Source organism: Labilithrix sp. (assembly GCA_019637155.1).
Lineage (GTDB): Bacteria > Myxococcota_A > Polyangia > Polyangiales > Polyangiaceae > Labilithrix.
This window is the reverse complement of record JAHBWE010000002.1, coordinates 312408-323695: the sequence shown is the minus strand read 5'-3', so window position 1 is coordinate 323695 and position 11288 is coordinate 312408. Positions and strand designations below refer to the sequence as shown.

8 protein-coding genes are annotated in these 11288 nt (G+C 70.5%); 3 read left to right on the top strand and 5 right to left on the bottom strand.

The genetic code is table 11. The features are described 5' to 3' along the window. Window positions 1-69: 69 nt before the first annotated feature. Window positions 70-2166: a hypothetical protein gene (locus tag KF837_05235; protein MBX3226692.1), complete on the bottom strand. Its 2097-nt coding sequence runs from the start codon at window positions 2164-2166 to the stop codon at window positions 70-72. A 157-nt stretch (window positions 2167-2323) separates the two neighbouring features. Between KF837_05235 and KF837_05230 the strand changes: the two genes are divergently transcribed. Beyond that, complete coding sequence (locus tag KF837_05230; GenBank protein ID MBX3226691.1) at window positions 2324-3040, top strand: hypothetical protein; 717 nt, start codon at window positions 2324-2326, stop codon at window positions 3038-3040. A gap of 450 nt (window positions 3041-3490) precedes the next feature. Here KF837_05230 and KF837_05225 read toward each other — a convergent pair whose 3' ends face one another. From KF837_05225 to KF837_05210, 4 genes are read right to left on the bottom strand one after another with little or no spacing between them, the layout of a single operon-like run. Next, a complete protein-coding gene (locus KF837_05225) occupies window positions 3491-5032 on the bottom strand; it encodes a serine/threonine protein kinase (GenBank protein ID MBX3226690.1) in 1542 nt (513 codons plus the stop codon). A 21-nt stretch (window positions 5033-5053) separates the two neighbouring features. Then, on the bottom strand, window positions 5054-6139 hold the full coding sequence (locus KF837_05220; GenBank protein MBX3226689.1) for a hypothetical protein: 1086 nt from the start codon (window positions 6137-6139) through the stop codon (window positions 5054-5056). After that, window positions 6136-7035 (bottom strand): tetratricopeptide repeat protein, encoded by a 900-nt coding sequence (locus tag KF837_05215; protein MBX3226688.1) that lies wholly within the window; start codon window positions 7033-7035, stop codon window positions 6136-6138. The genes KF837_05220 and KF837_05215 overlap by 4 nt, the downstream gene beginning before the upstream one ends. Window positions 7036-7038: 3 nt before the next feature. Continuing rightward, window positions 7039-8358, bottom strand: coding sequence for a sigma 54-dependent Fis family transcriptional regulator (locus KF837_05210; GenBank protein MBX3226687.1), 1320 nt, complete (start codon window positions 8356-8358; stop codon window positions 7039-7041). Window positions 8359-8686: 328 nt separating this feature from the next. Between KF837_05210 and KF837_05205 the strand changes: the two genes are divergently transcribed. Then, window positions 8687-9931, top strand: a complete 1245-nt coding sequence (locus tag KF837_05205) for a hypothetical protein (GenBank protein ID MBX3226686.1) — start codon at window positions 8687-8689, stop codon at window positions 9929-9931. A 218-nt stretch (window positions 9932-10149) separates the two neighbouring features. Next, entirely contained in the window at window positions 10150-11247 is a 1098-nt protein-coding gene (locus KF837_05200; GenBank protein MBX3226685.1) for a hypothetical protein, read from the top strand. Window positions 11248-11288 lie beyond the last annotated feature (41 nt).

The window sequence follows — 11288 nt, the reverse complement described above, 5'->3', positions numbered from 1 at the left end:
TCCTGCTTCTAACACGAGCCCCGCTGTTTCAGGGCGTGAAGTGCCATCCCACCGTGAGGCTCGCGGCATCTAGAAGGGCGGCGCCTCGGGCGCGGTCGTCGGATCGGGCGGGGTCGGGCGGCGCGTGAGGCGCTCGGCGATCTTCGCCTTCAGGGCGGCGAGGCGATCCTTGTGCGCCCAGACGAGGAGGCCGACGAGGACGAGCCACGCGGCGTGGAGGAAGCCGACGAAGCTGGTAGTGACGTAGACGACGCGCGGCTCGAAGGGCCGCTCGTTGGAGACGAGCTGGCGGCTCGCGAAGACGTAGCGCTCCGAGGTCGGGAACGAAATCGACACCGGCGTGATGTCCGCGCGCGGATCGCCGTGCGCGATGACGTCACGGGCGCCCGCGGTCTCGGGGCGCGGGAGGTCGCTCCGCCCGACGAGCATCTCGTATTGGGGATCGCTCGTCGCGTCGGATTCGAGCGCGAAGCGGCCGCCGAGGAGCGCGAGGACCGCGAAGAGGCCGGACGCGACCATGAGCCACGTGCTGCGGAGGAACCGCGACGCGAGGAAGACCGCGCCGGCGAAGAAGAGCGCCGCCGTCGCGACGACGAAGGCCTCCTTCGAGACGAACCACAGCCCCGCGGTGCAGAGGCTCGCGATCGCGCGCGTCTTCCGGGTGCGGAAGCCGAAGCACGCGAGCGCGACGCCGACCGCGATCGCGACGAGGTCGCCGCGCGCGAACCCCCAGCGCGTGCGATCGCCGCCGAAGACCGCGAGCGGACGCACGTGCTCGGGGAGGCCGATCGTCATCTCGGACTGGCCGGTGGTGAGCGGGAAGCGCGTCGACGGGATCTTCACCGCGCCCGCGATCGGCCAGAGCGACGCCTCGTCGAGCGACTGCACGCGGAGCTCGTGGCCGCCGCTGCGGACGGGGACGAGCATCGCGCGCGCGCCGGCCTCGGTGTGGAGGATGCGCTGCGCGACGTGATCGGTGGAGAGGTACATCGCCTTCCCCGCCGGCGTGACCATCAGGTGATCGAGGCCGTTGTTGTCGTACTCGATCGTCTCGTCGCTGATCAGCTCCCCTCGCCCCGTGATCGCGACGAAGCGGCGATGCTTGCGCGCGACGGCGGCGAGGACGTCGCCGCGCACGAGCGAGCGCGCGTCGACCTCGAGCGACTGCCCCTTCTGGACGAGGAACACGCGCGCGCCGGGGAACTGCGGCGGGATCGGCGACTGCGAGGTCTCCACCATCTTCGGCTCGCCCGCGGCGTCGAAGCGGTGATCGGGATCGGCCTCGACGAGCCACCACTCGTAGGCGGAGCGGCCGTCGGGCTGGAACGTCTTCGCTCCGCCGACGACGCCGGGCATCGTGCCCGCGATCGTGATCTCCGCTTCCTTTCCGGCGACGGGGAGGACGAGCTCGGTCCCCTCCACCGTCCAGCCGCTGGATCCCTGCACGTCGCCGACCTTCTCGCCGTAGCGGAGCGGCAGGCGCAGAGACCCGATGTCGCCGTCTTCTTGCGCGGTGACGCGGTAGACGAAGCTCGTCTCGCGACCGAAGCGGAGCGCGCGCGCGAGGCGGAACACCGGCGGCGCCTTCGGCTTGCTCTCGCCGTCGGTCATCGGATCGAAGTGGAGGACCGCGCCGGAGACGCCGGAGAGCGAGTCGCCCTCGACGAGGCGGCCGCTCGACAGCTTCGCGTCGACGGCGACGACGGGACCGGCGACGGAGAGGAGCTGGTCGGACCCGACCTTGAGCTTCCCGCGCACGGTGAACGCACGCGCGGACGTGTAGACGTAGTACCGCTCGCCGTCGAAGCTCACCTGCGCGGGGGCGCCGTTCACGGTGACGTCGTCGAGGCGGACCTGATCGGGTGGTCCGAAGAGGGGCACCTTGATCGCCTCGCCTTGTTTGTCGCGGATCGTCCCCTTGAGCTCGAAGCTCATCTGCTCGCTCACGGAGCCGCGGAGGCCGAGGGAGGCGAGGAGGAAGCAGTCCTCCATGCACGGCTCGGGCGGCGCCGGCGGGGTGAGCGGATCCTCGGAGGGGACCCCGGCGTAGAGGGTGCCGATCGGCCGCGGGCGTTCCTGGGCGGCGGCATCACCGGCGAAAATCAGGGCACAGAACGACGCTGCGAGCGCGATCGAGACGCGCCCGCTCTTCGAGAGAGCCAGCATGGAAGACACCTCGTGGGGGCCCACCTTCCGCGGCGGCCCGGCCTCAGCTTCCGAACCGACCGCGGGCGTCCGGCTTTGTTCCCGGAGGCGTGCGTGTCCGGTGAAACCTTAAAATTCCTGGCGCCGGGGGCGGCGCGGGGCTACGCCTCACGCTTCCGTGATCGTCGGCGCCGACAAAAGGGTCAGCAGCGCGTTCCTTGCGACGCTTCGCGAGGAGCCGTCGTCGGTCGACCTGAGCGCGGCGTTCCAGCGGCAAGAGCGGGAGCGCACGGCGATCCTCACGGTGTCGGGGCTCGCGCACGCGATCGCGCGCGCCGAGGAGCACATGCGCGAGCAGCAGCGCGCGCGCTCGAGCCAGCCCGACATCTTCGCCGCGCTCGCCGCGACCGACGACTGCGTCGGCCCCGCGCTTTACCAGCCGTACATCCCGACGCCGATCCCGCCGCGCCCCGTCGCGGCGATCGCGGTGGAGGACACGGTGGTGATGCCGCGGATCCCGTCGCTGCCGCCCCCGCCCCCGGTGGCGCCCGCGCCCATCCTCGTCCTCGATCGCCAGGCGTTCTATCACCCGGCCGGACCGATCCGCCCGTTCGCCGCGCCCCGCTCCCGCCGCAGCGCGCTCGGCTGGGCCGCGCTCGCGCTCGCACCTTTCATCGCGCTCGTGGCCCTCGCGAGCGTCCTCATCGCCAGCCGCTGGCACCCCAAGGTCGGCGCCGCGCTCCCATCGAAGATGGAGACCCCACCCTCTGTCGTCGTCGCGCCAGAGCCCCCGCCCCCATCCCTCGACGTCCCAAAGAGCGCAACGCCGGAAGAACCAACCATCATCGTCGTCGACGTAAATTCGCTAAAGCCGGCAAAATCAAAGAAACGCTGACGCCCCCGCAGCGCGAGAGCCCGTGCCTGGGTTTGGGTTGTCGGGACAAAGCGGCGAAGCCCCCAACCTCGAGGAGATTGATCCGCGACAGCGCGGATCGCCTGGCGAGCTCGCGCGCCGCGGCTCGCCTGGCGCGACAGCAGCGCGGAGCGCTGGCGTGCTCGCGATGGCGCCGCGCGTGGCGACGGGCACCGCGCAAGACCGCCCGCTTCGCGCTCGTCCGCCGGGGTTCTGTGACCGAACGCACAAGGCCGGACGCGTGCAACTGCTTGGACACGGGGCTGGGTTGTGGACTCGGGGAGGGTGCGGTGGCTGGGATGCGGGCGCGATGCGTAGCGAAAGGCTGATCCTCGCGACGCCGCATACCGAAGGCGTTGCAGCGGGCTGGAGAGTCGTGCACGCCCAAATAAAAGAACTCCCCATCGCACTGGCTTGGGGCGGGGCAGCGGCTTAGTGGCCGTATGGGTTGCCTTCGAGCTCTGGCTTCTTTGGGGCCGGGGCCTCGTGGGGGGCGGGCGATGGACGGGGGGCCGGCGGGCGGACGCCTCGGGTTGGTCTTACTGCCTTGCCGGCGTTGGACGGGTGCGGTTCGGGGGCCGGGGCCGGCGCGGGCGCGGGTGCGGGCACCTCGATCGCCACTGCGCTCGTCGTCGCGGGCGCGATCGGGGCGCTCGGCGGCGGCGCGGGCGCGGGCGGCTCGGGGGTGGGGGCCGGGGGCGCCGTCACCGTGGGCGGTGGCTTCTTCGCGAGCACGCCGTAGGCTGCGCCGCCTGCCGCGCCGAGTAGGATCACCGCGAAGAGGCCGACGATGAGGCCGGTGCGGCGCTTCGGCTCGGGTGGCGGGATCATCAGCGGAATTGGGCCGGTCGACAGCACCTCGAGCGGCGACGGGATCTCGTCGACGACCTGGACCGAGGCCGAGCGCACGGACGGGGGGAGGATGTGGCGCGCGCTCTGCTCATCGAGCGCGAGCGTGACCGCCTCGTCCATCGGGGGCGGCACCGTCGCGGTCGACGGCTCGACGATCTTCTTTCGCTTGCGCGAGGTCTCCGCCGGTGAGGGCACGCTCGCGGTCGAGACGATGCGCGGGACCCGCTCGGCGTAGTCCTGCCAGCGCGGTGAGGCGTACGGCGCGAAGGCGCGCGCGAGCTGACCGGCGTCGTCGTAGCGATCGTCGCGATCGCGCTTGAGGCAGCGGTCGATGATGTGGTCGATCTCCTCCGGCACGTTGACGCCGAGGGAGCGCAGCTTCGCGGGGCGGGACTCGAGGATCGCGGCGAGGACCTCGCCCGTCGTCTCGCCGGGGAACGGGAAACGGGTCGAGAGGAGGCGGTACGCGACGACGCCGAGCGACCAGAGGTCCGCGCGGCCGTCGACGTTGCGCGGGTCCTTCACGTGCTCGGGCGACATGTACGGAGGCGAGCCGAGGAAGCCGCCGTCGCGCGTGCGCGTGAGCGTGCGCTCGATCTCGGGTGAGCCCGTGCTCGCGATCATCTTCGAGATGCCGAAGTCGAGGACCTTCACGAGGCGCGCGCCGTCCTTGCGCCGATGCTCGAAGAGGTTCGAGGCCTTGATGTCGCGATGGACGATGCCCGCGCCGTGCGCGTGCGCGAGCGCCTCGCACGTCTGGAGCACGCAGTCCGCGACCTGCGCGAGCGGCATCGAGCCGACGTCGCGCACCTTCGCGCCGAAGTCCTCGCCCTCGAGGCGCTCCATGACGATGAAGGGGCTGTGACCGAGCTGACCGACGTCGAGGACGCGGACCACGTGGTCGCTCGCGATCTTCGTGACGAGCCGCGCCTCGCGGAGGAAGCGCTCGATGTTCGCCTCCCCCGTCACTTGCAGCAGCTTGATCGCGACGTCCTTGACCTCGCGCTCGTCGCGCGCCGCGAGCACGACGCCCATGCCGCCCTCGCCGATCGGTGAGCCGACGCGGTAGCGGCCCGCGATCAGCGTGCCGGCGGCCGGGACGGACGATCGAGCGGCATCCATCGTCCCCTATCGTAGCACGCGCTAGTTGCAGACAACCTTCGGCGCGCCGTTGCAACGATCGAACACGGTGGGGATGGATGCGCTGTTACCCAGGGTCGCCGGTATGAGCTTCAGGCGCATCGCCATCGAGAAGGAGTCGCACGCGGCGGCGGTGCCGTCCTCCGCCGGGCTGGCGGGCAGGTCCGAGGCGTTGCAGGCGCTGCTGCCCGTGCTCTCGTAGGTCGGCGCGTAGCAGACCGTGCCCAACGGGGTCTCGATCTGGCCGATCGACGCGACCAGCTCCGTCGTGTTCGCGCGGCCGGCGACCTGCACGTCCGGGAGCCGGAGGTCACCGCCGACGTCGACGATGTCGCCGAAGAGCGTGGCGTGCCGGAGCGTCGCCGGCTGGAACGTGTCCTCGAGGAAGAAGATCTGGATCGAGTCGAACAGCGCGACGAGCTGTCTCTTCGCGACGTAGGCCTTCGTCGCGACGACGCCGGGGCCGATCGGCCAGCTCTGCACCTGGGTGAAGTTGACGTTCCCCGAGCCGCGGCCGGGTGAGGGATGGAACGTGACCTTCACGTCGTCGTCGTCGTCGAGGCCGTTGTAGCCCTCGATCCGGAAGACGTTGCCGTGCTGGCCGTTCTGGATGCGCGCGTTCGCGAGCGAGATCATGTTGAAGCCGCCGGTCGTGCTGAGGAGCGCGGCGAAGCTCGTGCCGGCGATGTTGTCGAGCCCGGTGCCGTCCTCGGGGTCGCAGGTGACGGCGCCGGTCTTCGACGTGCACGTGGGCGGGAGATCGTCGTGGCAGGAGCAGCGGCCGTCGAGGTCGAGCCCCGCGCGACGGTCCGACGGCGTCGAGTCCATCTCCTGGAGCGCGAACACGAGCTCGCGATCGGTCCCGCCCGCGGCCGCCGGCGGCGGCGGGTGCACGTGCTTCGGCGTGCATGGGGTCTCCGGATCGCCGTCCTTCGAGCTGCCGTCCGGCCGCGTCACGTCGTCGTCGTCGTCGTCGTCGCCGGGCGTCGGCTCCGTCGCGGAGGGATCGAGCTTCAGCCCGTTCATGATCGTGCACGCCGCGCCGAGGAGCGCGAACACGCCGGCGAGCAAGCTGCGGCGCGCGCTCATCGCCACACCCAGTCCGACGCGAACGTCGGCGCCTTCGCCGCCGTCTTCGACGACGACGAGCCCCAATCGACCAGGAAGACCGCGATCGCCGTCGTGAGCACCGCGAGTCCAATCGTAGCGCCGAGCGCGATGTTCGTCCGCAGCTGGGCGTCGTTTCCCGCGTCGAGGTTCGCCTGCGTCTTGTTGGCGAGGAACGCGTCGCGGTTTTTCACGGTGTTCAGGCCGAAGACGACGGTGAGGCCGCCCGCCGCCGCGGTCAGCACGCCGCCGCCGACGACGAACCAAGGCGAGATCCCCTTCTTCACGATCACGACTGGCGGAGGAGGTGGCGGCGGCGTCTCCTTCGGCGGCTCCAGCGTGACGCTGACGATCTCGCCCGCCTTCACCGAGACGACACGACGGATCGGGCTCGCGCCGTCGTTCGCCGTCGCGGTGAGCACGTGCTCGCCCGGCGCGACGTAGGCGAGGCCCTCCTTCGCCGGGGCGTTGTCGAGCTTCGGGTCTTGCACGTAGACGATCTGGATCTGGATGCGGCCGACGCGCTTCGTGATCGCGGCGAGCGCGGCGTTCGCCTCGGCGCGGTTGGGCGCGTCGGTCGGCGCGTCGTGGAGGTAGCGCTCGAGGAGGTTCACCGCGGTGAGGTCCTCGCCCGCGCGCTGCCACGAGCGCGCGGCGTTCCAGAGCGCGGAGTGGTGCGGCTTCGCGGCGTACGCCTGCTCGAAGAGGCCTGCCGCGCGCCGGAAGTCCCCCGCCTCGAAGGCCTGCTGCCCTTCCGTGAACGCCTTCGCCGCGCGCTTGTCGTCGGCGGTCTGGGTGGACGCCGCCGGTGCGGCGAGCGCCGTGAGCGGCGCCGCGAACACGAGTGAGCAGACGAGGACGAAGACGCGCGCTCCCACCCTTCACTGTTTCTTCTGATAGCCGACGCGTTCGAGCATGCGATAGAGACTCGGTCGCGCGATGTTCGCAAGGTCGGCCGCGCGGCTCAAGTTGTTCTCGGCGCGCTTGAGGAGGCGCGGCACGTACTGCTCCTCGAAGCGATCGACGACGAGCTTCCGCGCCTCGTGGTACGGCAGCATCGCGAGCTCGTCGTCGGCGGACATCTCGACCGCCTTTGCGTGATCGAAGAGGCCCTCCTTCTCGCCGAGGGCGGCGTGGCGCTCCATCACGTTGCGGAGCTCGCGCACGTTGCCGGGCCACGAGTAGGCCTTCAGCATCGCGGCGAAGTCGGCCGGGATCTCGGCGAGCGGATCGTGCTTCAGCGCGCGGAACATCGCGCGCGCGATCGGGAGGATGTCCTCGGCGCGCTCGCGGAGCGGGGGCACCGTCACCTTCACGACCGCGAGGCGGTAGAAGAGGTCGCTCCGGAACTCGCCCGTGCGCGCCGACTCGGCGAGGCGGCGGTTCGTCGCCGCGATCACGCGGACGTCGATCGGACGCGGCGCGCGGCCTCCGACGGGGCGCACCTCCCGCGCCTCGAGCGCGCGGAGCAGCTTGGGCTGCATGTCGAGCGGGAGCTCGCCGATCTCGTCGAGGAAGAGCGTGCCGCCGTTCGCCTCCTCGAAGACGCCCTTGCGCGCTTGATCGGCGCCGGTGAACGCGCCGCGCTCGTGGCCGAAGAGCTCGCTCTCGATCAGGTTCTCGGGGATCGCGCTGCAGTCGGCGACCGCGAAGGGCCCGTCCTTCCGCGCGCTCTTGCCGTGGATCGCGCGCGCGAGGACGTCCTTGCCGACGCCGCTCTCGCCCTCGAGCAGGATCGTGAGGTCGGAGCCCGCCACCTTCTCGAGGATGTTGAAGAGGTGCCGCATGATCGCCGACGAGCCGATCGCGTCGCCGAAGCGATCGTTCGCGGAGAGCTGCAGGTCCATCGACTCGTGGCTCACCGAGATGCCGAGGGTGGTGCCGCCGATCGTGATCGCGGTGTCGCTCGTGAGCGTGACCTCGTGGATGCGCGCGCCGCCGAGGAACGTCCCGTTCTTGCTGCCGGGGTCCTTCACCCGCACGCCGTGGAGCTGCAGCGTGAGCCGGATGTGCTCGCGCGAGACGCCGGGATCGGTGAGCCTGAAATCGGCCGCCTCGCCGACGCCGATCACGAAGCTCGGTTGCTCGATCGTGACGGATCGTCCCGCGTCCGGCCCCTTCGTCACGTGGACCGTCACCGAACGCACGCGCGAGACGGTGGCACTCTGCGCGACCGTCAGCGTCCCCTTCTCGGATTGCACACCCGGATCATACTCGCGAAATCACGGGAAATGCCGGGCAAATGCTCGCACGCCACCACATGTAATCGGTGATCTGGAACGCGCGGGCGCCCACGGCGCTCCACCACCCCGCGCGCGCGCAGCGGTGATCTCTGCGCTCACCCCGTCGCGCTCGCGTCTCATTCCCGCCGTTTGCGGGGAGAATCGTCGCGAAACGCGGCTGGCATCAGTCCTGCGATAAGGCGGAACGACGCCCGGGCGCTCGGCGCACCGTGAAAGTCATGAAAAATATGAAATACGAGACGCGGTTCGGCGCGCCTCGTCGGCGTTGCGATCTCAGGAGGGCACGATGGGGATTCGTCTGTTCGATGGTCGTTGGTGGCTCGCGGGCATGGTGGCGGTGATGGGGCTCACGGGCTGCGCCTCGATCGAAGCGGGTCAGAAGAAGCGCAGCCGGACCTCGACGCTCGGCACGCCGAAGGCGACGGTGATCGCGCCGGCGTCGGCGCTCACGACGCAGCGGCTCGGCATCGTCGAGTGGCGCCTCTTCCGCAGCAAGAAGGAGCTCCACCTCACGGGCTACGACGCGCGGGGCAAGGCGGTGAAGGGCCTCACGACCGGCTTCGGCAAGAGCGAGGGCGGCGAGAAGTTCGTCACGACGCGCCTCAACGACGGCTCGAGGTTCCAGGGGTTCCACGGGCTCCGGAGCCACGAGAACCTCGCGACCGAGACGTCGATGACGGACGCGTCGGCGGACCTCGTGCAGCGCGCGTTCGTCGATCTCAGCAAGGCGAACCACGCCTTCCGCAAGAGGATCGTCGCGCCGGCGGCGACGGCGACGGCGACCAACACCGCCGCCGCCGCGTGCGGCGCGGACCTCTCTGCCGTGCTCGCCGAGGCGCTCAAGTGCATGCAGGGCAAGGCGCAGTCGAAGGCGGTGCAGGCCGCGTGCATCGCGTCCGCGAAGAAGGCGGCGGAGGCCCAGGAGGCGTGCCAGAACACCGGCTCGACGACGAGCGCACCGGCGCCTGCGCCTGCTCCGGCGCCTGCTCCTGCGCCGGCTCCTGCTCCTGCGGCTCCTGCTCCGACCGGCGGCAGCGGAGGCGGCGGCCAGGAGCTCGACAAGCTCGAGGACGCAATCTTGAAGCAGGAGCTTCAGAACGAGCTCCAGCTGCTCAAGCTGGAAGAGCAGCAGCTGAAGCAGATGGAGCAGCTCGCGAAGAACGGCGAGCAGAGCAACAAGCCGGTGGACGACAAGCCGGGAGACGGTCCGGCCAAGCCGGGCGAAGAGAGCAGCACCGGCGGCGGCGACAACACCAACAAGCCGGGCGACGGGGACGGCGACGGCGACGCTCCGGGCAAGCCGGACGACGAGGGCGACAACCCGCTCGAGAACGAGGCGCTCGAGGACGTCGAGGCGGATCCCGAGACGGGCGAGACGAGCTACGACGAGGACGGCGACGGCGGCTACGACGACGCCGCTTACGAGGACGCGTCCGACTACGACGGCGGCGACGACTCGTACTACGACGACGGCGGCAGCTACGACGACGGCGGTGGTGGTGGCTACGACGACGGCGGTTATGAGGAGTGATTTCGAAAAGGTCGCACCTCCTCGCACTACGATCCGCCAGGTCATCTGGAAATTTTCAGACCTCCATGAGGAAGCGCCGATCGGGTGATCGAGATCCGTCGCAGCCCCGTTTCCTCGTGAAATTGGAATTTTCCAGCGGCAGCGTCCGATGGCACCACACGTGCTCCAGGATCATCTCGCGAGCGGCAGGGGTTGCTCGTGGAAGGACGCAAGAAGAGATGATCCGAAGCGAGACGCGCTGGATGCTCGGGGGGGCGTTGGCTGCCGTGATGGCGATCACCGGATGTGCGGCCCCAACCGCCGAGACGAGAGAGCGCAAAGGCTCGACGGTCTCGAAGCTCGGAGCGCCGAAGGCGGCGGTGAAGACCCCCGCCTCGAAGGCGACGAAGGACAAGTTCGGGATCGTCGAGTGGAAGATCTTCCGGGGGAAGAAGGACCTCTTCATGACCGGCTATGACAAGAAAGGTCAGGCCGTGAAGGGCCTCACCGCCGGCTTCGGCAAAGCCGCTGATGACAGCGAAGACGTCGTTCACACCAAAATCAACGACGGGTCGGATTTCACCGCCGTCCACGGCCTCACGTCGAACAAGAGCCTCGCGAACGGCGAGCTCAACGAGGACGGCGCCGCGTTCATGCAGGCGGCGTTCGTCGACGCGAGCAAGGCGAACCTCGCGTTCCGCGCCGCGGCCGCGACGGACGGCTCGGCGTGCGGCGAGGACGTCTCCGCGATCGTGACGCAGGCGCTCGCGTGCACGCAGGGCCAGACCACGTCGAAGGCGGCGCAGGCGGCGTGCGTCGCCGCGGCGAAGAAGGCGGCCGAGTCGAGCGAGGCCTGCAAGGGCGCGAGCGAGACGACGCCGACGACGGACGAAGGCGAGACGTTCGATCCGAACGACGCTGCGTTCGATCCCGGCGCGGAGGAGTTCGACCCGGGGATCTTCGGCGCGTCGCTCGATCCCGCCGCGCTCCTCGAGAGCTTCGGGAGCCTCGGGAGCCTCGGCGGCGACCCGTTCGGCGTCGGCGACGCCGACGACGTCCACGCCGACGGCGGCACCGGCGAGGTCGACTGGGGCGGCGGCGGCGGCTGGGGTGGCGGCGGCGGAGGCGGCTGGGGTGGCGGCGGCGGTGGCGGAGGCGGCGGCTGGCTCGACTTCGTCGGCGGCGCGTTGGGGGGCCTCTTCGGCGGCTGGGGTGGCGGTGGCGGCGGCGGGGGCGGCAACGACTACTCCGGCGGGGGTGGCGGCGGCGGCGGCACGAGCAACTGGGGCGGCTTCGACCTCGGCGGCTTCGGGTTCGGCGACTGGGGAGGCTGCTGACTCGAGCCCCATTGAAATTCTCGGGCCCTGCTGGATCCCGA